Source organism: Paenibacillus sp. CMAA1364 (assembly GCF_054373195.1).
In genome coordinates, this window is sequence record NZ_JBITNB010000012.1 from 51,154 (window position 1) to 74,844 (window position 23,691).

Below are 23,691 nucleotides of genomic sequence, written 5' to 3' on the forward strand. Positions count from 1 at the left end.
CGCTCCTTTTTTAATTGCGTTCAGCACGATCAAGTCTCATTTGAATGGCGGTGATCACTACGATCACAACTAACAATACCATCGAAGCTGCAGATCCTCGGCCATAATTAAAGTCTTGTTTAAACGTGTTGAAAATGTAGATACCCATCGTTGTTGAAGCACCACTTGGACCTCCAGATGTGTACATGAAAGGGGCATCTAGTAGTTGCATCGCAGCGATAACTGCCATTACCAATTGGATAGAAATCAGAAATTTGATATTAGGTAGAATCATATAGCGAATGCGCTTCCAACCTACACATCCATCAAGCTTTGCCGATTCCATAATATCTGTCGATATCCCTTGAATAGCGGACAAATATAGAAGAACACTGATTCCGCCGCCTAGCACACCAGGGAAAATAATACAGAATTTCGTCCAAGATGGGTCACTTAGCCAAGCTTGAGGTTGACCACCGAAGAATTGGACAATCTGATTCGCAACTCCGTAGTCGGGATGCCAAATCCATTTCCAAATGATAACGTTTACAGCAGTTGGAATGAGTGCAGGTAAAATATAAAGCGTTGTAAAAACATGTTTCATGCGAATGATTTCATTCAGAAATAATGCCTGTATAATGGGAATGAAGAAAGTCATCGCAATACTTAATAATAGAAAGATGAAGGTGTTATTCCATGCCTCCCAATAGTATTGCGTTGAGAACATGCGAGAATAATTACCTAGACCGATGAACTTACCTGGCGTATTAATTGGATCATAATCGAACAGAGAAATATAAAACGCCTTAATAATTAAGTAGTACTTGAGCCAGGCCGTCAGGACAATAGGTAGAGCCAATATCAGCCAAGGGGCTAACTTATTCCTCAAAAAGTAACCTCTCGAATGCATTTGGGTTTGTGCTAAATTAACCACTGTAAGAGACCTCCATATAGTAAGTAGTGTGAATACAATTACAGATTATCAAGAAAAGATGGGAATAGAAACTATCCATTATTGACTTCTAATAGTCTCATTTTCAACTTCCTTACCTTAATTTGTTTGAATGGACTTACCGAATATGAAGCGTTTACATAAAGTTAATTATGCATACCTAAATCTTCAAATTGATACATGTTTTTTTGTGGCATGGTGATCTATACTTCTAATTACACCAGGTGACTTTATTCAGAAAAGACACAAAAAACGCTAAAAAATGGGGGTCTAGTCAATGTTAAGAAGATTATTAGTAACTTTTTTCGCACTCGTTCTTATCGTTTCAACGCTTAGTGCTTGTGGTGGGAATAGTAAGGGGAATGAAGCATCACCTACACCAGTTGCTCCTGATAAAGGAGTAGAAGAGAAGGCGAAAGAGAAAGAACCTGTAACATTAACAATGTGGGTTACAAGCCGGGAGCAAGACGACTTTTTAACAAACATAGAGAAGGAGTTCCTAGATAGTCATCCGCATATTACCTTAAATAAGGTTGTTAAAGAAGGAGACCCTGGTAACGAATTCTATCAGGCCGTAGCAGCCGGGAATGCACCTGATTACGTGAACGTATCATTTACAATGATGGATAAGTTTATGAAGGCAGGCATTCTGGAGCCACTTAACGGGTATGTCGATCAATGGGATGAATGGAGTAATTTCACTAAAGAGTACGTAGATATGTTTACAATGGATGGTCAAGTGCTTGGTATACCAGCAACGGTCGCACCTATGCTATTTGGCTACAATAAAGCGCTGTTTGAAAAGGCGGGGATAACAGAACTTCCTAAATCATGGGACGAAGCTATTGAGGTTGCCAAGAAGGTCAATGATCCATCGAATCAAGTTGCTGGTTATGCAACGCTTGCAGCAGAATGGACAGAGTGGTTCTTTCAGTATTATGTGTGGCAAGAAGGTGGAGACTTAACGAAGCAGAATGAAGATGGCACTATTGAATTGACATTTACTGATCCAGCAGTTATTAAAGCTGCAGAATTCTATAAGAAATTACGTTCCACGAAAGTAATGCAATCCGATATTACACTTAAATTTAATGACTTAGTAGAAAAGTTCGCCTTAGGCAAAATTGGTATGATGCCGTTTGCTGGGGATTGGGTAAGCTGGGCTGTCTCGCTCGGTATGAAGCCTGAAGATATTGGTCTTATGTTGCCTCCAGCAGGTTCAACAGGGATTACCAAAACCGCAATTGGTGGTAGTACTTATGTAATTAACGCCAAGACATCGCAAGATAAAAAGGATGCAGCATGGGAATATATTCAATTCCAAATGTCCAAGGATTATATGACTAGATTCCATGAGAATATTGCAAGTAAAGGTGCAGGGAATCCAATCGTTATGGTCAGAGACGATATCAACATCGCAGACTTATATAAATTCCCTAAAGAATATGAAGAAGTCTTGAATGAAGTGAAATCTATTGGAAGACTTGAATTCTACGGTAAGGCAGAATTCGCAATATATGTCGACCGCGCAGTACAGAAATTATTGACAGATCCGAATGCAGATCCAGTAAAGGAATTTGAAGCGGCACAGAAACTTGCGACTTCCGAAGCTCTTGATAGTTTCAATGAGAAAGCTAAGAACGAATAATGTAATTAAGAAAAGGGACTGTGCAAACAGTCCTTTTTTGATTAGATAGGTTATAATGTAATCCAAGCTCATAACTTGTATAAATCAAAGCAGGTGAATACTCATGATGAAGATCTTGCAGAATGGCTTTAGCCGCTTTTCGCATAATATTATTAAAATATTGCGCAAAATCAATATTCTTCAACGACTAATTATCGCCTTCCTAATTCTTGTAATATTGCCCACAATCTTTATTACATTATTTACGTACAATAAATATGTCATTGAAATTGAAAGTAATATGGAGAAGTTCATTTCGTTACTCGTTCAAAACGTGAACGTCCAAATGACGGATAAGCTTACCGCCTTAGAGCGAGTAGCGGTTCAATTCTACTCCGATAGCACGACTGTAAGTAAGCTACAGCATACGGAGTCTGACGATAATCGTGTGATCATTGGACGAAAGCTGAATACGATAGCGCAGAATAATGGAAACGTCGCGAATATGCTAGTGATTACCCCTCAGAGCCAATTTAATATGATGGATGAGTTCGGTAATCGAAACGGCGCATACATTCGGGACATCGATCGATTCCGAAAAAGTGAATACTATACCGAAGCACTTAAACAGCATGGTTATCCGGTCTGGTTCGATACAAGTAAGGAAAGTGATATGTTCTATAGGAGCGAAAGTATCAAATATGGTATGTCAGATGTGATCACGATGACGCAAGCTATTTACAACATTGAGACACGTGAATTTATCGGTGTTCTTGTCTTGAATGTCAATATCAGTGTGCTAACGGATTCATTGAAATCTTACGCATTTTATGGAAGCGGTAACACATTTCTTTTCGGACGCAATGGAGCCATTAAGGGAATTCATTCGAACATATCGGAGCCTAACTTTTCTGACTTTCGCTATATGAACCAACATATTTATCGTGTTCCAGAAGGTTCCTATAGTGGTAAGGTCGAAGGAACTAATATTTTTATGGTGTATAAACTCGTTCCATATACTGATCTATCTATTGTTCATATCTTGAATAAAGATAGATTGCTTGAGAATGCGTATAAGATTCGTAATTTATGTTTAACAATAGTAGCGGTACTTATTATGCTATCGATTGTCGTTGTCTATTGGACAACGATTAGTATATCTTTGCCCCTGAATAAGTTAATGAGAGCAATGAAGACATTTACAAAAGATAACTTCGTTGTACATTATTCTGTGTCTGGTAATGATGAGATTACAGTTCTCGGTGAAAAGTTCAATGAAATGGTAGACAATACGAATGTGTTGATCGATCAGATCTATGTAGCTGAGATCAAGCAAAAGACTTTGGAATTAAATAAGACGAATGCGGAGTTGAATGTGCTACAAATGCAAATCAATCCACACTTCCTCTACAACACACTAGATATTATTCGATGGGAATCAATGTATGAAACAGGTGGAGAGAGTAAGGCAAGTCGAATGATTGAGGACTTTTGCCGATTAATGCGCATGACCATCAAAAAAAGCGAAGATATGATACCGATTGAGATGGAATTAGAACATGCTCAGACTTATATTGAAGTCATTAATTTTAGACATCGAGAAAAAATAGCCTTAATGATAGATTGTAAGTTTAACATGAATAATTACTATATACCGAAGTTAACCATCCAGCCTTTAATAGAGAATGCTATCGTTCATGGCTTTGATGATGAAGTCTCTCAACCGACAATTCACATGGATATATATATAGAAGAATCAGATATTATGATCCGTATAATGGATAATGGCGTAGGCATGGAGAAAGAGAAGCTAATAGAATTAACGAAGGTTCTAGCAGGCGTGTCTCCATTGAAAGAAAGTATAGCACTGAATAATGTGAATCAAAGATTGAAACTACACTTTGGAGAACGTTATGGACTACACATAAGCAGTGAATCAAAACTAGGTACCACTATTCTGGTTAGATTACCTATGAAGCAGGATACACAAAGTTCGATCACACATGAAGCGAATTAGGGGGAAGTTATATGTACTATAAAGTCTTGCTTGTCGATGATGAAGCAATCGTATGCGATGGGCTTACCAAGTTCGTGAATTGGCATGAACTCGGCTATGAGGTGGTTGGAGCAGCCAACTCGGTTGCGCAGGCACTTGTATTTATGGAGCATCATCCAGTGGATATTGTCATAAGTGATATCAAAATGCCCGTACAAACAGGCCTACAACTTCTCGAAGTAATTCAGGTGGAATATCCAGATGTATTCACAATTATATTAAGTGGATACGGTGAATTTGAATTTGCGCAAAAGGCACTTCGTTTGGGTGCGGTTGACTTTTTGACTAAGCCTGTTAATTTCGGTGAATTAAAGAGACTTCTAGCAACGATATATCATAAAATGGAGACTGAACGAACCGAGTCTTCTTATAAACAGGATTACAATCAAATGAAGCTTAACAACTTGTTAAATAATATTGCCAAAGGATATATAACGGATGTCACTTCTGAAAATATACAACGCACCTTATTTTCAATGTCAGATGAAGAGAATTATTATTTGATCCGGATTCATTTGAATGATGGTTACGATCATTATGATACGTTAACTACAGTGAAAGATAAGATTCATCATATGGTTGGTGAAGCTGCGGAGCATATTGGAATAGTTCATGTGTTTAATAATGAACTCAATGAAATATCTTGTTTGTTCATGCCACTCACAGGGTTGCGTGCTATTCAACATTTCACAGATGCAATACAAGCATTACTTACCCAGAGTGGGATTGATACATTCATCGGAATTAGTTCACGACATGTCGGAATCATTGAGGTGAAAGAATCGTACATAGAAGCGGGAAAAGCTCTGCAACATGCTATCATTCACGATACACAGAAATTAAGTATGTATTCAGATATAGAAGATTCACAGCTAAACAACTACAGTCTTGATGAGAAAATAGTAATGGATATGCTTCAAATGGTTGCGATTCCTCTCCAACGAGAGAAGCTGATCACCATAATTCATTCAGCGATTGATAATATGGATCATTCCAGCGGACAAAGTATAAGCGAAATTCACTCCTTTTGTATCCAGACCATGTATATGTTAAACCAGCATGTTCATAGTTTAAGTAGTGTGACGTCTGATTTCCAAGACACGTTATATTCATCTATTAGATTGCTATTAATGACTACCCATGCCAATAATATTAAAGATCATATGGCTAACTATTTGACGCGCTTAAATGATGAATTGATTAGATTGGAGAATAACGCAGGCAGTGGAAGTATGATTGAGAACATAAAACGTTATATTCATGAGCATTTCGCAGAAGATATCAGTCTCAATATGCTATCGAATGTATTTTTTATCCACCCCATTTATTTAAGTCGATTATTTAAAGAAAAGACGGGTGTGAATTATATTGATTACGTAACAGAAATAAGAATGACTAAAGCCAAGGCGTTTCTTAAAGACCCTTCCCTAAAAATATATGATATCTGCCAATTGGTTGGTTATGATAGTCCACGGTATTTTAGCAAGTTATTTAAGAGTGCGACAGGAATGACACCAAAGGATTATAAAAATGATAGCGTAATGTAGATACATCCTAATAAACGCTTTGAGAAGAGCGGTATGGTGTGCAACACAAAGCTCTTGAAAGGATCAAAAGTCCTTGTCTATCAAGGGCTTATTTTCAAATGTATATCGAGTAGCATGATTGTAGGTTTGTTATTTACAGCATTAACGATAACAATTGTATCTGTGGTTCTGTTATACTTATTGTTGCAAAGATATATTGTTGAAGGTATGACAGCAGGCTCAGTGAAAGGGTGATCTCATGAATATTAATATTACTGGCTTAGGTGAACAGCAAATACTAGCTATCTCTGATGTTGCGCATCTACTAGATATTCAATTGTCTAAAGAGGGAGTACAAGTTCAATTCTCAAAAACAGATCAAGGCATATTCGTCTCCTATGATGGGAGTAAGGGAACTATAAATTTCTCGCAGGAACATCAATGGATGCGTGCGTTAGGTCTATTTATAGAGAAGAGTAAGAATGGTGTAGCATTTGAGGCCACAGAGTTACCGGTGTACGATAGTCTAAGTATTATGATCGACTGTTCCAGAAATGCCGTCATCCATTTCGATGCATATAAGAAGTTTATTCAGCATATCTCATTAATGGGTTATTCTGCTGTACAGCTGTATACAGAAGATACCTTTGAAATGGAAGAGTATCCGTACTTTGGCTATATGCGTGGAAGATATACAAGCGCTCAGTTGAAAGAGATGGACCAATATGCGCTTAGATTTGGTATTGAGCTGGTTCCATGTATACAAACGCTAGCCCACCTAGAGCAACCGCTCAAATGGAAGGCTTTTGCTGATATCGTAGACTGTAATGATATTTTGCTAGTAGATGATGAACGAACTTATGAATTCATAGATGCGATGTTCCGTACGCTGTCAGAGAATCTGACAAGCCGGACGATTAATATAGGTATGGATGAAGCGCATATGATGGGACTTGGTAAATATCTCGACAAGCATGGTTACCAAGATCGTATGAGTATTATGATGAAGCATTTCAACAAGGTTATGGAGATCGCTCGACGTTATGGATACAGGCCGATGATGTGGAGTGACATGTTTTTCCGTCTAGCAAGTGCGGGTGAATACTATGACGTAAATAGTCCGATAAGTGAAGAAGTCATTGCTATGATTCCAGAAGATATTACATTCGCATATTGGGATTACTATTCAGAGAAGCCTGAGATATATGATGCTATGATGAAGAAACATAAGCAAATGAGTGACAAGATTGTGTTTGCGGGTGGAGCCTGGAAGTGGATGGGGTTCACACCAAATAATGAGTTCAGCAAATATGTTAGTGAGATGGCTCATGAGAGCTGTAAAACCAATGGCATTAAAGATGTATTAATGACAGCATGGGGAGATAACGGGGCAGAGGCTTCCATTCACTCGATTCTACCATCTCTGCAACTATGGGCAGAGTTATGTTACGAGGATAGTAGCGATCCGTCTCATTTAGCAGAACGGTTTGAGACGTGCGTGGGAGGTAACTACGAAGATTTCATGGCGCTAGACATGCCTAACTTAGTACCAGATAATACTTCGCCAGGGGCTGTCTCTATCAACCCTCCTAAATATTTATTATATCAAGATATACTAACGGGATTGTTCGATAAACATGTTATACCGGAAGTATATGCTGAACATTATCGCAAATCTGCTGAAGTGATACATGAGGGAATGGATAGAAATCCGAACTGGAAGGCATTATTTGAGACGCAATATGCTTTGTGTAAGGTGTTGGAGTTGAAATGTGATGTGGGAATCAATATCAGACAAGCGTATCTAAATAAAGACGATGCGACTTTAACGCTACATGTAGAAGAGATTCTGCCTGAATTGAAGAGAAGAACGGAAGACTTTATGACAGCCTACCGGACGCAATGGAACGAAGAGAATAAGATCTTCGGTCTAGATGTGTTTGATATTCGTATGGGTGGATTGTTGCAAAGAATGGAAGTGGCAGTTTCCCGTTTAAGTGGTTATCTTTCTGGACAAATCTCACAGCTTGAAGAACTTGAGCAAGAGATTCTGTACTTCGATAGTCGAGAAGAAGAAGGCAATAGTAAAGCGACTAGTGCCAATCTTTGGAATAGAATTGCAACGCCATCGGTTTTGGCAGGTTTTGTTTAATAGAGAATGGATGAACAATAGGAAAGATGGGGCGTCTGCAAATTCATTGAATGAATTTGCGGACACTCCATCTTTTTTTTTGGTTAGCAGGTTATTATTAGCTAATCAATATTCAAGTAGGAGATGACCAAACCTACATTTTTTTACATGTAATTCCGATATAAATATAGGATATAGAAATAAAAAATGGAAAAGGGAGTAGAAAAGATGTTCAAACGTGTGGAGAACGAACTGGAGTTAGCTCGCTATCATAGCATTTGGACGACAGTTTGGTTGGAAAAAGGATTTGAACTTGAATTTGCTGAACAGGTATTGGAAAGATTTGTAGTCGTTACGAACGATGGTGACTATGTGGGCACATGCGAAATTAAGCCTTACAGCATTCACAATAATATGCTTAATGAAGCAGCTCCATTTGCTACTCATCCGAAATTGATACAGGCGGAAGGCTCTGTAGCTGAAGTTGATAAGATGGCAATGCTCGAATCATATCGAGGGAACTTAATTGCAGATCTATTGTCGGCAGCTGTTCAATATGGCGATCAGAATCGATTGCGTTATTATGTGGCATTGCTGGAACCTGTATTTCTGCGTGCACTTCGTATTACATTTAATATACCCTTTGAAAAGTTAGGACAAAAAGTGTTCTATAAGGGGGATCATGTTATTCCAGTCTTGATAGATATAGAGAAGATCTACAGCAATAAGGAACAATACTCATGGTTAACTAATTCACAGGAGACGAATCGAATGTGGCAAACAACCTGAAGTTCTAATTCAATAGTACAGCAACGGAGAGGATAATTATGGATACAGTGAAAATTTCAGAACTAGATAAACGTAATCGATTATTCATTAAAATTTTGTGGGGAATGCTCGTGCTAAGCATTATTACAGACCTCGCTATTGGACTTGATATGCAATTGATTCTTATGCTCGCGGGGCTAGGCGGTATTGCTTCTGGTGGAGCAACCTTTATGACTTATCGTCGTATTGGGGTCGCATATATCAAATATTTTGTAGCTGCTATATTAACAATACTTGTTCTCTTTTTGATTGTATTAGATCCGAACCCTATTATTAGCACGTATTTTGTAATCTATGTTAACTTAGCAATAATGACGTTGTACCAGGATCATAAACCTATTATATTCACAGGTATTCTAGGGGCAGGAGTTAGTACATATTTATTCATGACACCTACGTTCAAAGACCAGTTGTTCCCGGACGATTCCTTAGTCTACATATACATGTATATTGCATTCGCTACAGCTGCACTTGCGTTCTCCGCTAGATTTAGTCTGACTTTGCAGAAACAAGTGGTAGCTAAGCAACAGGAGACGCTTGTAGCAAAGAATATGGCAGACGCACTGTTGGATAAACTTAAAGAGTCCATTCTAATGCTGAACGAGTTCAGTGAAAGACAGAAGGAGAATGTTCACGTTACGGGTGGAATATCCAGAGAGGTCACCTTGACTTTCTCCGAAATGGCAGTGGCCATTGAGAAGCAGACGGGTAATGTTATGAATGTAAGTGAGTCGACTCAGGTCATCAAAGAAGATGTGAAAGAATTACTAGAGGGAACAACTCAATTACAACAATATTCTGTGGATAATGCTAATTTGACGGAGCAGAGTAGTCATCAGATGCAGATTTTATCGGCAGAAGTAGAAAGTGTACGACAAATTATCGAACATACCATGGAAAATATGAGGCTTCTGAATATGGAGAATGACCGTATTAGCTCCATTGTGGGCACGATTAGTGAGATTTCTGAACAGACCAATCTACTTGCGCTTAATGCGGCTATTGAAGCTGCACGTGCTGGTGAACATGGTAAAGGCTTCGCGGTTGTGTCTGGCGAGGTACGTAAGCTGGCAGATAGATCTCGTACGGCGGCGAATGAAATCGATGGAATTCTGTATGGTGTACGCGAGCAAATAAACGCAGTCGATCTTCAAGTGAGGCAGGGACAGTCGGTTGTGACATCAAGTAGTGAGGTATCGCAAGAGGTGCAACAACTGATTCAGCGTATTAATAAAAATAGTGATCAAGTGAAAGAACATTCCAATATTATCGATCAATTTGCGAATCGCCTTCATACACGTCAGGTAAGAATTACTGATGATATGATTAACATTGCAGCTACTACGCAACAGAATATGGCGGCAGTGGAAGAGATATCTGGAAGTATGGGAATGCAGGATCACAAGATAAGTGCGATCGTAGAAGACTACGGAAAGCTGGATCAACTCATATCAGATCTGAAGGAGCTCGTCTCCAAGCATTAAATTACACAGGTCTGATGTGAGTTATAGTAGAGATTCAAAAGTTGCAATGGGAATAAGAAAAAGCGCTACTAGATTAATCATTAATCTAGTAGCGTTTTTTAACATAATAGAAAGTATAAACCCTTTTTTACAATAAGAATATTAATATAAATGCACTCAATAGGAAACAGTACCAAGAGAAATATTTCAGTTGACCTCGCTCCATGATTCCCATGAACCATTTCAAGGAGAAGTATGAGGCAACAAGTGAGCAGACGAAGGCCAATGCGTAAGGAAGAGCTAGCGTTCCGATCTGTGGATCGCGAATCAGGTTGGATCCTTCAAGAATCATACTTCCAACACTAATTGGAATGTATAGGAAGAATGAGAACTTAAGCGCGGTGGATTGTTTAAGACCAAGCCCCATTCCAGCAACAATAGTTGCGCCAGATCTACTGATTCCAGGAATTAAGGCTACCGTTTGAGCAAGTCCAATAATAACAGCATCTTTCAGTGTGAGTCCGGCCTCATTCTTACGACCACGTAAATTACGAATGAGCCACAGCGCAATTCCTGTAACCAAGAGGGAGATCGCAATCGTCAACATTCCTTTGAAGACATTGGATATGAGATCATTGAACAGATATCCAATGATTCCAGCAGGTATGGTTGCGACAATAAGATATAAGATAAATTGGAAATCTTTTTTATATTGTTCTTCTTTTCGGGTAAGATACGACCAAGCATGTTTCACCAATTCAATTAAATCGTTCTTATAAATTAGTAGTATGGCTAACAGGGATGCAAAGTTAACGAGTACTTCGAATCCTAGCCCTGCAATCTCTAATCCGAATAGCTTTTGTAAGATGATCACGTGAGCGCTGGATGATACAGGGATGGGTTCGGTAAATCCTTGTACTAGACCCAAGAAGGCATATTTCAATAGTGTAAAGATATCATTCATAATGCAGTAGGCACCTCATTAACTTTTATAGTGGAGAAACAGCAGATAATTTGAAAAAAAATACGCTTTATATCATAATAGAATATAGAACCAACAATTTCAAATATGAGGAATGAAGGAGCACGAGATGGTACTAAATTTATTTTTGGTTGCGTTATTAATTGTTCTTACGGCTTTTTTTGTCGCTACGGAGTTCGCTATTATTAAGCTTCGCCCTAGTAGAGTGGATCAAATGGTGATGGAAGGTAAAAGGAATGCATTGGCTGTTCATAAAGTTACTAATAATTTGGATGGCTATTTATCAGCCTGCCAATTGGGTATTACAATCACTGCTCTAGGTCTTGGTTGGTTGGGTGAACCGACAGTAGAGAAGATACTATTCCCCCTGTTCGAACAACTTGGCATTGGTGAGAGCACAGGGCATATACTTTCATTTATTATTGCATTTGTCTTCATAACCTTCCTTCATGTTGTGTTAGGTGAACTTGCACCAAAGACGCTTGCGATTCAAAAAGCAGAACAAATTGCAGTCCTTACGGCACCTCTCATTATTATATTCAATAAAATCATGTATCCTTTTATATGGGTACTAAATGGTTCAGCGAATGCGCTTGTAAGAATGATGGGAATTATGCCTGCAAGTGAACATGACGAAGCCCACTCTGAGGAAGAGATTCAAATCATTCTTACCGAGAGTTTTGAAAGTGGGAAAATCAACAAAACGGAATATGGCTATGTTAGCCGGATTTTTGCTTTTGATGATTTGCTAGCTAGGGAAATTATGGTACCACGTACAGATATGATTTGCTTAGATGTAAATCAGACACTAGAAGAGAATATCGCTATTGTCAAAACGGAACAATATACTCGCTTTTTAGTCACTGAGGGAAGTAAAGATGATATTATTGGCTTCATAAATACCAAAAAGTTTTTCATGAACTATGATAATAACCCTGCATTTGACTTTATGTCACTGATTCAACCGGTGCTTACAGTTCCGGAGGGGTTACCTGTAAAGACACTTCTGTTAAAGATGCAAGAGGCGCATGTACACATTGCGTTATTGTTAGATGAGTATGGTGGAACAGCTGGCTTAGTTACGATTGAAGATATTTTAGAGGAAATCGTTGGTGAGATACGAGACGAATTTGATGCAGATGAGATCATGCCAATCGAAGTATTAGACGAAAGTCATTATTTAGTTGAAGGAAATACGGCTATTGGTGATATTAATCTTGAACTTGGAGTAAACATTGAACATGAGAATATTGATTCTATTGGAGGCTGGTTATATAGTCGACAACCGGATCTTTCTGAAGGAATTGAGTTTCATTATGGAGAGTTAACCTTTATTATTCGTGAAAAGGACAAATACCGTATTCGCAAAATCGAGATTATCCGTAGGGATCCAGATTTAACAGCAGTCGATCAATAATTACATCAATGGGATATCACAGGGTGACTACTTAGGTCACCCTGTTTGTTTATTGTAGTAGCCTGTTTGAATTTATGATTAAGGGTTACTTCTTTTTCTACTACGAATCCAAAAGAATAGTGCCACAACAAGAGCTAAGGCGATGACTATATAAACGATATTGGAATATGCATCCATAAACTCAATGAATTTACCCCAATTATTACCGATGGTTGCGCCCACTACGACAAGAATAATATTCCATATTATAGTACCGAACATAGTATATAGAAGGAAGAGCCCGAATTTCATTTTTGCCATACCTGCTGGGATGGAGATAAGACTACGAACCAGTGGGATCATCCGACAAAAGAACACGGTCCAGTAACCGTAGCGCTCGAACCAAGCGTCAGCTTTTCGAAGATCCTCTTTTTTCACACGAAGGAATCGTCCCCAACGATCGATCATCATTTCCAGCCTGTCTACATTGATCAGATAACCCAATCCATATAAAGTAACTGCGCCGATAATAGATCCAAGTGTTGCTACCACGATGACGCCTGTAACTGTTAAATTCGTATAGGTGGTCATAAATCCACCGAAAGTAAGAATAACTTCTGAAGGGATTGGAGGGAATATATTTTCCAACGTAATAAGCAAGAAAATCCCCCAATAACCAAATTGCTCCATGACACTTGTAATCCAATTTTCCAATTTACATATCCTCCAAATAAATCATTCTATCGATGAATATAGGGTTGATCCTAATTCTCTTATGTAGTGCATTGCTGTAAATAGTATAACTGAAAAATCTTTCAACATACAATAATTGAAGCCTTAGGGGGCATCTACAACGATCACGTTGAGAATGGAATGTTGAGTGAATTGTGTTTATTTCATATGCGTGATATAATAAAATGTTAGCACATGTTATGTAACTTGATTATTATTGTGATACGAATTGATGGAGGTAAACAATATAGTGGAGCGTTATCCTTTTGTGCATGATCCATCCAAGCCATTTATTCAACAAGTGGGGGATTGGGTGGCAGATGTATTCTATGAATTATTACCAACAGCGGGCTTTGAAGTGCGCGATGAGCAGATATATATGGCATTTCAGTTAGAGCGTGCTTTTCAAGAGAAGAAGGCTATCTTTGCTGAAGCAGGCGTAGGGACAGGAAAGACACTAGTATATTTGTTATATGCGATTTGTTATGCCCGATATACACGTAAACCCGCTATTATTGCTTGTGCGGATGAGTCGTTGATCGAGCAATTAGTCAAGCCAGAAGGAGATATCGCCAAGCTAACACAATATTTAAGCATAGCGATAGATGCGCGTCTGGGCAAATCACCAGATCAGTATGTATGTCTTGTAAAGCTAGATGAAGCAAGACTGAATGAGGATGGAGGGGCACAGTGGGAAGATCTATATGAGAATCTACCTGAATTCGTCCATAGCCCACAGCCCATGCAGAAATTCTACGCCTATGGCGATCGTAAGAACTATCCACATCTGAACGATGAACAATGGCACAAGATTAACTGGGATAGCTTCCAGGACTGCTTCACGTGTGATATGAGACATCGTTGTGGACAGACACTTTCTAGGGAATATTATCGCCATTCCTCGGACTTAGTCATCTGTTCTCATGATTATTATATGGAACATGTATGGACATTCGAAGGAAGAAAGCGCGAGGGACAACTGCCGCTTTTACCAGATCATTGCGCGGTTGTATTCGATGAAGGACATTTGCTAGAGTCTGCTGCTATGAAGGCACTTGGATATAAGATGAAGCATGTCGTATTTGAGGAGATCATTACGCGCTTGCTCCAGGGACAGATACGTGAGAGTCTTGCAGTTCTAATCGATGAAGCAACGGATCAGTCGGAACTGATGTTTCAACTGTTAGACCAACATAGTGAGAGTATTCCTGGTTCTGACCGCAAACAAATTCACCTGAACGAACCATTGCTAAAGGCAGTTCACCATTTCCGTAGTATCTTGACAGCCATTGAAGATGAACTTGTATTCGAGAGTGAACTATACACCTTGGATGACTATCAATTACGGATTGTTGAAGAGCACATTGAAATGTTACAGAAAGCCTTAGGCTTATTTGAGAATTCTCAAGCTCTGATCTGTTGGGTGACGGATAGTGAAGATGGCTTAACGTTATCGATCATGCCTAAGACGGTCAAGGAGGTTCTACAGGAACGCGTATTTAATGTGAATATGCCGATCGTGTTCTCATCAGCTACATTATCTGTGGATGGATCGTTTCAGTATGTTTCTGATAGTCTGGGGTTAGAACAGTATTTGTCGTTCTCAGTAAATTCACCATATGATTATCCGAATCAGATGCAAGCTTTTGCACCTAAGCAGGGCTTCCAAGGGACCTTTCATGACAAGATGGAGATTGCAGCTGAATTGTTGGAACGTACGAATGGAAGGGCGCTCATACTGTTTCGAACACAGGAGGAACTACAGCAGTTCAAAGAACTCATTATACTGGATAAACGTTGTGCGGACATGCCATTTTACTATGAAGGAGATCAGGAGATCAGTTATTTAATCTCTGCTTTTCAGAGTAACGAAGCAAGCGTGTTATGTGCAGTTAGTCTGTGGGAAGGACTGGATGTTCCGGGGCCAGCCTTGTCGAATGTGATCATATGGTCGCTTCCATTCCCTCCTAGTGATCCCGTGTTCATGGCGAAACGTAACGCATCATCTGCCCCTTTTGACGAGGTCGATCTGCCGCATATGTTGTTGCGTCTAAGACAAGGTATGGGAAGGTTGATAAGGTCGCGAGGAGATCGGGGAATAGTATCTATTCTATGCAATGATTTACAAGAGGTATCTTCTGTGCGAGAACATGTTCAGTCTATTATGCCAGAAGGCGTTGAACTGCAAGAGGTGTTATAGTACGAACATAAATCTCATATTTAAAAAGGCCTTCATCCACCGATTCTGATGGATGAGGGCCTCTTTCTTTGCTGTTACAATCACAAATCGAATATTACATCTGAGCGGAAAAGAATACAAATGCGATAATCAGAATAGTGATAATAAAACCATAGAGTGCCGTACCAATAATACCGCATACCAGTCCAGCTATGGATAGGCCCCGTCCTTGCTCTTGCTTATATTTAAGTTCTTTAAATGAGAGGCTTGCAAAGATAATGGCGACGATGCCTATAAGAAATCCAAGATACGGAATAACGATGGCTAATATTCCTAGCACAAGTGCGGTGATGGATTTACCATTTGTCTTGGGTGGGATCATATGTGGTGGGTAATTATGATAAGGTCCTTGCAAATCATCGGTCAAGTCGTTCATGAAACATATCCTCCTTGTATTGCATTCATTAAGGTCTAATTATATCGGAGAGTTCCTATTATTACCACTGTAACCTAATCAGGGTTGTCCCACAGTTGCGCGTCTTTTAATCATGGAGACTAGGGATAGCGCGCTGTAACTCAGTCGTCTTTCGGAACATGAAATAATATAGTCCAGCTGCTGTAACGTATAGAGCACCTGTAATGCTGAAGGTGATGGCGTAGCCCCAGTAGTAATCATATCTTGTAATCAAAAAGGATTGAACAGGACCCATGAACGCCCAGCCCAACATAAAGGCAGTCTGTGTGACGGAGTTAGCAAGCCCACGCTTTGAATCCGATACCCGATCGATTAAGACGGTAGAATGAATGGGATTAGCGGCATTCATCAGAGCTTGTCTAAATAAGAAAGTGATCGCTGCAATGGATAGTATATTCGTGAATCCCGTGATTAAAAGGAATGGCAAAGACAGCAATTGGAAACAGACTACAGCTCTGACAGAGCCGATCTTTGCAGCTAAAGATGGACCGATAAGAATGGAAATTATTGTTACAATCTGTCCTAGTGAGATCAATACCCCCACGGTACTTAGGGATACAGAGAAGCGGTTGGTGAAGTACAGATTCAAGTAAGGAATAACAAGTCCTGAGCCAATACCGATGATGAGTTGAACAACTGCGAACTGACCAATGGAAATATAGTCTTGTCGTGAGCTAGTTCCAGTCGAATTCTGTTCGGTAGGTAGAGGCTTAAATTCCTTAGGAGTAGTGACACTTTTGGAAGGTTCAACAATAAACAGTAACGGGATAAAGGCAATAAAGGTCGTTATACCCCCAGCGGTTAGAACCACTTGTAGACTGGAAATATGGCTAATTCCAAAGGATTGCAGGACATCCGCGATCATGCCACCACCCATGCTCCCAAGTATCTGTGAAGCTAGAACAAGGGAAGAGTAATAACTGAATACGCGTAAGCGTTGGTGCACTGGAATACTTTCAGCTAGAAATGGAATAGCGAGCACTTGAAATATGGAGACGAACAACCCGGACACGATAGCAAAACTTAGCAAGCTTAGTTCAGAATCAAATAGCGATCTACCGATAAAAGCCAATCCACTGAACATCGCACCCCAAATGAGTAATCGCTTGCGACTTGTTCGGTCCCCTAGCAGACCTACGGGTATGAACATGATGGCAGTAGCTAACGATTGAACACTGATAATCTTTCCATTCATAGCATCACTATAGCCAAGCCCTTGTATAAATAGATTATATAGGACGGAGAAAATACCGCCCCCAATCTGGAATAATATATTGGCTAGGAAGAATAGCTTAATGTTTAGGGATAATTCATTCCACCCCTTGACGACTTGGTGCAAATACCTCATGATGTATTTATTTCCTCCCAATGATTAAGAATTAACCTACTTATTCTAACAGTTTTTCGTGCAGTTGTCGGTTTGAATATTAATCCAAGTATGGTTATGCGATTATAACAAATAGATGTTGCATAATTATGCAATCTAATGTAAGGTATATACATGCATTAAAAACAACCACATATTATGAATCTGGGTGCTCTTGTTTATACGACTTGAGCTTAATAGGGAAGTCCGGTGTAATTCCGGTGCGGTCCCGCCACTGTAACAGAGGAGTCGCTGCGAATGAGCCACTGATCTTAGGATCGGGAAGGTGAGCAGAGTGACGATGATTCTGAAGTCAGGAGACCTGCCTGTTTCATTTCACAGCGTACCTACGGAAGATAGGGAAGTGTTAAAGGACTGCCACCCAGATTGGTTTATTCTAGGGCATCTTTATCCTTCTAATTAGGATGTAGATGTTCTTTTTGATATACAGATTTATATTAGAAATAATGGGGAGAAGTGATCTGCACATGGTAAAAGTAAAAAGTAGTAATCTAGGTTATCCACGTATTGGGGCAAACAGAGAGTGGAAGAAGGCACTGGAGGCCTATTGGGCAGGAAAGCTTGATGATACGCAATTGTTGAGTCAATTGGAGACGATTCGTCTAGATCATTTGAAGCTACAGCAAGATAAAGGAATTAATCTGATTCCTGTAAATGACTTTTCTTATTACGATCATATACTAGATGCAACGGCGATGTTTGGCCTTGTACCAGAGCGTTTTCAATATGAAGGTGGTGTTGTTCCGTTCTCTACATACTATGCTATGGCTAGAGGAGATAAGGAAGCGGCAGCTTGTGAGATGACGAAATGGTTCAATACGAATTATCATTACATTGTGCCAGAATTAAATGGTGCACAGCCAGTACTAACAGAGAACAAACCGCTCAAAGCCTATCAAGAAGCGAAACAGAAGTTGGGTATTGAAGGGAAGCCCGTATTCGTTGGATTGTACACGTATCTGAAGCTATCCAAAGGTTACGAAGAGCATCAACTGGATGATCTGATTGAGCAGTTCTTACCAATCTATAAACAAATTGTACAGGAACTTGCACAAGAAGGTGTGCAATGGGTACAGATCGATGAGCCCATACTGGTGACTTCTATTACGCAAGAAGATATCGTACGAATCCAGCGTATCTATACAGCATTGCATGAAGCAGCACCACAATTGAATATTATGTTGCAGACCTATTTCGAAGCGGTAAGTTACTATGAAGAGATTGTGTCCCTTCCTGTGCAAGGGATTGGTCTAGATTTTGTTCACGGTCTAGAACAGAATGTGCAGTCGATTCAGAAGTTCGGATTCCCAGAAGGCAAGACATTGGGTGCGGGTCTGATTGACGGACGCAACATTTGGCGTTCTAATCTATCATCTCCGACGGAAGTGCTTGAGAAGCTCTCAGCATTCATCCCTTACGAGCGCATTGTCGTGCAACCGTCATGTAGCTTACTTCATGTACCGGTGACGACGAAACCAGAGACTAATCTAGATCCTGTGTTAAAAAATGCTCTAGCTTATGCGGATGAGAAGTTAGACGAGATCATTCTTCTAGCTCAGCTAGCTTCGGGTGCTCAGGCGTCTGTTGAAGCGAAGCTACAAGAAGGTCAACAAGCAGTTGAAGCATTAAATGCTTCGGCTTCGAGAAACCGCGTTCATGTTCGCGAAGCTGCTTCCCATATAGATGCACAACCATCTACTAGAAAGAGTGCATTTGATCAACGTCATATTAGTCAACAAGAAAAGTGGCAACTACCGTTCTTGCCGACAACAACGATTGGAAGCTTCCCGCAATCTGCAGAGATTAGAAAAGCGCGTCAGCAATTCCGCAAAGGAGAATGGAGTGCTGAGCAGTATGAGAAGTTCATCCAAGATCAGATTCAAATCTGGGTTAAGCTGCAAGAGGAGATCGGGATAGACGTATTAGTACACGGTGAATTCGAGAGAACGGATATGGTTGAATTCTTCGGAGAGAAATTAAATGGGTTCGCATTTACTTTGAACGGTTGGGTGCAATCCTACGGATCACGTTGTGTGAAACCACCAGTTATCTTTGGAGATGTGGAATTTATTGCTCCAATGACGGTCAAAGAAAGTGTGTACGCACAGTCATTAACTGATAAGCCGATGAAAGGAATGTTAACGGGTCCATTGACGATATTGAACTGGTCATTTGTACGCGATGATCTACCTCGAAATGAAGTGGCTTTCCAGATTGCGTTGGCACTACGTGAAGAAGTAGAAGCGTTAGAAAAGGCTGGAATTGAAATGATTCAAGTTGATGAGCCTGCACTTCGTGAAGGACTACCATTGAAGAAAGAAAAATGGGATAAGTATCTCGAGGATTCCATTCTTGCATTCCGTATATCTACCTCTACGGTAAAAGATACGACGCAAATTCATACACATATGTGTTATTGCGAATTCCATGAGATGATTGATGCGATTAGAGCATTGGATGCTGACGTCATCTCCATCGAAACTTCACGTAGTCATGGGGAACTTATCCATACCTTTGAAGAATCTACGTATGAACTAGGCATTGGATTGGGCGTATATGATATTCATAGCCCGAGAGTCCCTCCTGTTGAAGAAATGGTAACGATGATCGATCGTGCGTTACAAGTATTGGATCCAACATTGTTCTGGATTAATCCAGACTGTGGGTTGAAGACTCGTGGCGTAGAAGAGACGGTAGAATCACTGAAGCATATGGTGCAAGCGACTGTAATTGCAAGAGAAGCAAGAAGTGTAACGAAGTAAATCGAATAAATTATAACAATGGACTTCTCTGTTCGATGGAGGAGTCCATTGTTTTTATATAAATCTACATACAGGTTATGGGATAGAAAATATAATGGGGAGGACGAGTTAATGATATTCGTTTTCTTAATCCCTGAATGTTATACTGAAAATTAAGCCAACCATCAGGGGAAGGAAGATTAGAAATGGATCAGCAATTACAGATAGAACAGCTTAAACAATTCAGGTATGATATTACCTTATTCATGCTTACTTACAAATTTGCACTAGAAGAGATAGAGACGAAGGTTAATATATTGAAGGAAGAATTTGAGACCTTACATGATTATAGTCCTATTGAACATACTAATTCACGTCTGAAGTCACCAGAAAGTATTATGAATAAAATGTTTCGTAAGAGTAACGATATGAGCTTCACCAGTATAAAGGATAATATTAAAGATATTGCTGGCCTAAGAATTACCTGTTCATTTATTTCAGACATCTATCGAGTGAGTGAAATGCTTCAGAAACAGAAGGATATTACGACACTTGAAGTGAAGGACTATATTAAGAACCCCAAATTAAATGGTTATCGAAGTCTTCATCTATTGGTTGAGGTTCCTGTGTTTATGTCTGATCGTGAGGAAAATGTCTGTGTAGAGGTTCAGATTCGTACGATTGCCATGGACTTCTGGGCTAGTCTAGAGCATAAGATCTTCTACAAATATGACAAGTCCGTACCAGAGAGGCTCCTCATGGAGTTGAAGAATGCGGCAGAATCAGCTAATGCCTTAGATTTACAGATGGAAAGGCTTCACCATGAGATCCAAGAGATTAAAGATGCGGATCCAAAAGGTTCTTTAGCTGAACTTAGTCAATTTATGATTAATAACCAACAGTTTACAATTCCCTTAAACCTACAGAAACTTCTAAAAGAAGGTTTTGAGTAAATAACAGAAACAAGGCTTCGCCCGTTCCGTTAATGGAAGGCGAAGCCTTGTTTCTGTGTTATCAGATCAAGCAGTAAGATGATCTACTTTTCTGTGATTTTAATTTCTTTAATCTGAATCGTCTCAGTTGGTGTGCTCATCTCGCCGGATGGACCAACAGCGACTGGTGTAGCTGCAATATCTTTTACTACATCCATGCCATTCGTGATTTTACCAAAGATGGTGTAGTTCGGTTGATTATCTAGTAATCTACTATCTTCCCCTGTACAGATGAAGAATTGGCTACCATTTGTATTAGGACCTGCATTAGCCATAGCGACGATACCTGGCTCATACTTATGGGTAGTTTTTTCATCTTCGAATTGATACCCAGGGCCACCGGCTCCACTACCCGTTGGGTCACCACCCTGGATCATGAAGGATTCCATAATACGATGGAAAATAACATCATCATAAAATCCTTGTTTAGCTAAGAACACGAAGTTGTTGACCGTGATTGGTGCGTCTTTTGCGAATAGTTCTATGGTGAAGGTACCTTTTGACGTTGTCATCTCAGCTTCATAAGATTTAGCACTGTCAATCTCCATAGCTGGAGGGTTCTCCCAACTCTTCTTGCTGGCATCTTCTGCTGGCTGAGTAGGTGGTGTCTCTTCTGCTGGTTGGTTCGTTGGAGCTTGTTCTGTCGGTTGATTGGCAGGTGAATCCTTAGCCTGTTCATTATTGTTACCGCATCCTGCAAGTAAGAGTGCAGCTGTAATCATGGTGATGATAGGCATGTGTACATACTTCTTGTTCATAATACTTGTCCCACTCCTTCTTTGGTCCATCTTCTTTGTCTTGTTTCATCATATCTAACATTCACACGAAAATCTAGTTTTGCTCTTATAACTGAGTTTGTAGGATATCAACGAATTGTTCTAGGAACTGTTGTTCTTCGCTATTAAATCGGCTTCTCAATGGACTGTCTATATCTAACACACCGTAAAGTTCACCGTTCTTTATGATGGGAACTACAATCTCACTATTGGATGCGGCGTCGCAAGCGATATGACCTGGGAAGTCGTGTACACTATCGACTAGGAGTGTCTTACGTTCCGAAGCAGCAGTTCCACATACGCCACGAGCTAAGGGGATACGGATGCAGGCAGGCAGACCTTGGAATGGACCAAGAACAAGCTCTTTGCCATCATAGAGATAGAATCCAACCCAATTGATATCCTCCATAAAGGAGTTGAGTAGGGCAGAAGCGTTAGCTAGGTTGGCAATGGCATTAGGTTCGTCATGAATAAGAGCCTTAAGTTGGTCTAATACAGTGTTGAATTTATCTTCTGATTTACCCTCGTAGGTTATAGCTTGAAACATCAGACATCACCTTTCTTTACTCATTGTTTGATTATGATTTAGTACGTAGTGGAAGCCAGTTCAATACGCTCTGTATTTTGGCATCCCAATAACGCCATTCATGTGTACCGGGTTCTTCCTCATAAGTCAGGTCAAGATTGGTAAGAGCACATGCTCGTCTAAAAGTTTGATTGTCCTCGTATAGAAAATCTTCCGTTCCACAACATTGATACAGAAGTGGCTTAGTACCTTCTGATCTCTCATATTGTTGAAGTAACCACAGAAGGTCATTATCTGTCTCACAGATACTGTCATTACCGAAGATCTGGTTATAGATCGTGGGATGATTCTGTTGCAATTTCAGATTGTTCAAATCAAGTGCGCCTGACAAACTGGCTGCAGCAGCATATTGATCAGGTCTACGTAATGCTAGCTTCATTGCACCATATCCACCCATGGATAGACCAGCCACGAAATTATCTTCTCTTTCAGCTGAGAGCGGGAAGAATGATCGGGCAATCTCGGGTAGTTCTTCATTTAAAAATGTCCAATATCGATTTCCATGAACCATATCGGTGTAGAAGCTAAGATCGACCCTTGGCATAATGACTGCTAGTCCAAGCTCAGATACATATCGTTCAATAGAAGTGCGACGTACCCAGGTCGAATCGTCATCGCTCATGCCGTGTAACAAGTATAGAGTAGGATGCTTACCGCCCAGTGTCGTGCTGTTCATCCCTATTTGGGTTTTTGTCTGCTGGGGCAGAATAACCGTCATAGAAGTGCTTAAACCTAGGACTTCAGAATAGAAATTGCATTGGATTAGAGCCATAATCAATATCCCCTTTCATAACATAATTATTCTATTATTATATAATAGTCTATTAAATGGGAGCGTCAAGAAGTTTGTGTAAATGAAAATATACCTCTCTTGTAAAAGTTG

18 protein-coding genes and 1 riboswitch are annotated in these 23,691 nt (G+C 39.9%); of the genes, 10 read left to right on the forward strand and 8 right to left on the reverse strand.

All coding sequences use genetic code 11. From position 1 onward, the window contains the following. Positions 1 to 10: 10 nt before the first annotated feature. Positions 11 to 868 carry a carbohydrate ABC transporter permease gene (locus tag ACH8E3_RS09590; protein WP_458632406.1) on the reverse strand — a complete coding sequence of 286 codons (858 nt, stop codon included), beginning with the start codon at positions 866 to 868 and terminating at the stop codon, positions 11 to 13. 340 nt (positions 869 to 1,208) lie between these two features. Here ACH8E3_RS09590 and ACH8E3_RS09595 point away from each other — a divergent pair, with 340 nt between their 5' ends. The 6 genes from ACH8E3_RS09595 (at position 1,209) to ACH8E3_RS09620 (ending at position 10,583) form a co-directional block, all read left to right on the forward strand. Then, positions 1,209 to 2,579 (forward strand): extracellular solute-binding protein, encoded by a 1,371-nt coding sequence (locus tag ACH8E3_RS09595; RefSeq protein WP_458632407.1) that lies wholly within the window; start codon positions 1,209 to 1,211, stop codon positions 2,577 to 2,579. 103 nt (positions 2,580 to 2,682) lie between these two features. Further along, on the forward strand, positions 2,683 to 4,575 hold the full coding sequence (locus ACH8E3_RS09600) for a cache domain-containing sensor histidine kinase (RefSeq protein ID WP_458632408.1): 1,893 nt from the start codon (positions 2,683 to 2,685) through the stop codon (positions 4,573 to 4,575). 11 nt (positions 4,576 to 4,586) lie between these two features. Further along, a complete protein-coding gene (locus ACH8E3_RS09605; protein ID WP_458632409.1) occupies positions 4,587 to 6,161 on the forward strand; it encodes a response regulator in 1,575 nt (524 codons plus the stop codon). 238 nt (positions 6,162 to 6,399) lie between these two features. Beyond that, the gene (locus ACH8E3_RS09610) at positions 6,400 to 8,292 is read left to right on the forward strand and encodes a family 20 glycosylhydrolase (protein ID WP_458632410.1); all 1,893 of its coding nucleotides are present in this window, start codon (positions 6,400 to 6,402) and stop codon (positions 8,290 to 8,292) included. Between the two features lie 207 nt (positions 8,293 to 8,499). Then, complete coding sequence (locus tag ACH8E3_RS09615; RefSeq protein ID WP_458632411.1) at positions 8,500 to 9,060, forward strand: GNAT family N-acetyltransferase; 561 nt, start codon at positions 8,500 to 8,502, stop codon at positions 9,058 to 9,060. A 38-nt stretch (positions 9,061 to 9,098) separates the two neighbouring features. Then, positions 9,099 to 10,583 carry a methyl-accepting chemotaxis protein gene (locus ACH8E3_RS09620; protein WP_458632412.1) on the forward strand — a complete coding sequence of 495 codons (1,485 nt, stop codon included), beginning with the start codon at positions 9,099 to 9,101 and terminating at the stop codon, positions 10,581 to 10,583. Between the two features lie 127 nt (positions 10,584 to 10,710). Here the strand turns inward: ACH8E3_RS09620 and ACH8E3_RS09625 are convergent, their stop codons facing one another. Further along, positions 10,711 to 11,526: an undecaprenyl-diphosphate phosphatase gene (locus ACH8E3_RS09625; protein ID WP_458632413.1), complete on the reverse strand. Its 816-nt coding sequence runs from the start codon at positions 11,524 to 11,526 to the stop codon at positions 10,711 to 10,713. 127 nt (positions 11,527 to 11,653) lie between these two features. Between ACH8E3_RS09625 and ACH8E3_RS09630 the strand changes: the two genes are divergently transcribed. Continuing rightward, the gene (locus ACH8E3_RS09630) at positions 11,654 to 12,961 is read left to right on the forward strand and encodes a hemolysin family protein (RefSeq protein WP_458632414.1); all 1,308 of its coding nucleotides are present in this window, start codon (positions 11,654 to 11,656) and stop codon (positions 12,959 to 12,961) included. 78 nt (positions 12,962 to 13,039) lie between these two features. On the opposite strand, the gene ACH8E3_RS09635 is transcribed toward ACH8E3_RS09630, so the two are convergent. After that, positions 13,040 to 13,654, reverse strand: coding sequence for a DedA family protein (locus ACH8E3_RS09635; protein WP_458632415.1), 615 nt, complete (start codon positions 13,652 to 13,654; stop codon positions 13,040 to 13,042). Between the two features lie 268 nt (positions 13,655 to 13,922). Here ACH8E3_RS09635 and ACH8E3_RS09640 point away from each other — a divergent pair, with 268 nt between their 5' ends. Further along, the gene (locus ACH8E3_RS09640; protein ID WP_458632416.1) at positions 13,923 to 15,872 is read left to right on the forward strand and encodes an ATP-dependent DNA helicase; all 1,950 of its coding nucleotides are present in this window, start codon (positions 13,923 to 13,925) and stop codon (positions 15,870 to 15,872) included. A 94-nt stretch (positions 15,873 to 15,966) separates the two neighbouring features. Here ACH8E3_RS09640 and ACH8E3_RS09645 read toward each other — a convergent pair whose 3' ends face one another. Further along, positions 15,967 to 16,287, reverse strand: coding sequence for a DUF4190 domain-containing protein (locus ACH8E3_RS09645; RefSeq protein WP_458632417.1), 321 nt, complete (start codon positions 16,285 to 16,287; stop codon positions 15,967 to 15,969). Positions 16,288 to 16,393: 106 nt separating this feature from the next. After that, entirely contained in the window at positions 16,394 to 17,674 is a 1,281-nt protein-coding gene (locus tag ACH8E3_RS09650) for an MFS transporter (RefSeq protein WP_458632418.1), read from the reverse strand. Between the two features lie 167 nt (positions 17,675 to 17,841). Further along, positions 17,842 to 18,036, forward strand: a riboswitch (cobalamin riboswitch). 144 nt (positions 18,037 to 18,180) lie between these two features. On the opposite strand from ACH8E3_RS09650, the gene metE reads away from it, so the two are divergent. Together metE and ACH8E3_RS09660 are read left to right on the forward strand one after the other, a co-directional pair. Then, entirely contained in the window at positions 18,181 to 20,475 is a 2,295-nt protein-coding gene (gene metE / locus ACH8E3_RS09655; protein ID WP_458632419.1) for a 5-methyltetrahydropteroyltriglutamate--homocysteine S-methyltransferase, read from the forward strand. Positions 20,476 to 20,660: 185 nt separating this feature from the next. Further along, positions 20,661 to 21,407: a GTP pyrophosphokinase gene (locus tag ACH8E3_RS09660; protein ID WP_458632420.1), complete on the forward strand. Its 747-nt coding sequence runs from the start codon at positions 20,661 to 20,663 to the stop codon at positions 21,405 to 21,407. An 83-nt stretch (positions 21,408 to 21,490) separates the two neighbouring features. On the opposite strand, the gene ACH8E3_RS09665 is transcribed toward ACH8E3_RS09660, so the two are convergent. The 3 genes from ACH8E3_RS09665 to ACH8E3_RS09675 form a co-directional block, all read right to left on the reverse strand. Further along, entirely contained in the window at positions 21,491 to 22,204 is a 714-nt protein-coding gene (locus ACH8E3_RS09665) for a peptidylprolyl isomerase (protein WP_458632421.1), read from the reverse strand. 85 nt (positions 22,205 to 22,289) lie between these two features. Further along, complete coding sequence (locus ACH8E3_RS09670) at positions 22,290 to 22,769, reverse strand: GAF domain-containing protein (RefSeq protein WP_458632422.1); 480 nt, start codon at positions 22,767 to 22,769, stop codon at positions 22,290 to 22,292. A gap of 31 nt (positions 22,770 to 22,800) precedes the next feature. Continuing rightward, a complete protein-coding gene (locus ACH8E3_RS09675) occupies positions 22,801 to 23,580 on the reverse strand; it encodes an alpha/beta hydrolase (protein ID WP_458632423.1) in 780 nt (259 codons plus the stop codon). Positions 23,581 to 23,691 lie beyond the last annotated feature (111 nt).

Coding starts and splice junctions, on each gene's coding strand:
- metE (WP_458632419.1), top strand. CDS start 18,181: ATGGTAAAAGTAAAAAGTAGTAATCTAGGTTATCCACGTATTGGGGCA.
- ACH8E3_RS09665 (WP_458632421.1), bottom strand. CDS start 22,204: ATGAACAAGAAGTATGTACACATGCCTATCATCACCATGATTACAGCT.
- ACH8E3_RS09620 (WP_458632412.1), top strand. CDS start 9,099: ATGGATACAGTGAAAATTTCAGAACTAGATAAACGTAATCGATTATTC.
- ACH8E3_RS09615 (WP_458632411.1), top strand. CDS start 8,500: ATGTTCAAACGTGTGGAGAACGAACTGGAGTTAGCTCGCTATCATAGC.
- ACH8E3_RS09610 (WP_458632410.1), top strand. CDS start 6,400: ATGAATATTAATATTACTGGCTTAGGTGAACAGCAAATACTAGCTATC.
- ACH8E3_RS09645 (WP_458632417.1), bottom strand. CDS start 16,287: ATGAACGACTTGACCGATGATTTGCAAGGACCTTATCATAATTACCCA.
- ACH8E3_RS09625 (WP_458632413.1), bottom strand. CDS start 11,526: ATGAATGATATCTTTACACTATTGAAATATGCCTTCTTGGGTCTAGTA.
- ACH8E3_RS09595 (WP_458632407.1), top strand. CDS start 1,209: ATGTTAAGAAGATTATTAGTAACTTTTTTCGCACTCGTTCTTATCGTT.
- ACH8E3_RS09675 (WP_458632423.1), bottom strand. CDS start 23,580: ATGGCTCTAATCCAATGCAATTTCTATTCTGAAGTCCTAGGTTTAAGC.
- ACH8E3_RS09630 (WP_458632414.1), top strand. CDS start 11,654: ATGGTACTAAATTTATTTTTGGTTGCGTTATTAATTGTTCTTACGGCT.
- ACH8E3_RS09605 (WP_458632409.1), top strand. CDS start 4,587: ATGTACTATAAAGTCTTGCTTGTCGATGATGAAGCAATCGTATGCGAT.
- ACH8E3_RS09650 (WP_458632418.1), bottom strand. CDS start 17,674: ATGAGGTATTTGCACCAAGTCGTCAAGGGGTGGAATGAATTATCCCTA.
- ACH8E3_RS09660 (WP_458632420.1), top strand. CDS start 20,661: ATGGATCAGCAATTACAGATAGAACAGCTTAAACAATTCAGGTATGAT.
- ACH8E3_RS09600 (WP_458632408.1), top strand. CDS start 2,683: ATGATGAAGATCTTGCAGAATGGCTTTAGCCGCTTTTCGCATAATATT.
- ACH8E3_RS09670 (WP_458632422.1), bottom strand. CDS start 22,769: ATGTTTCAAGCTATAACCTACGAGGGTAAATCAGAAGATAAATTCAAC.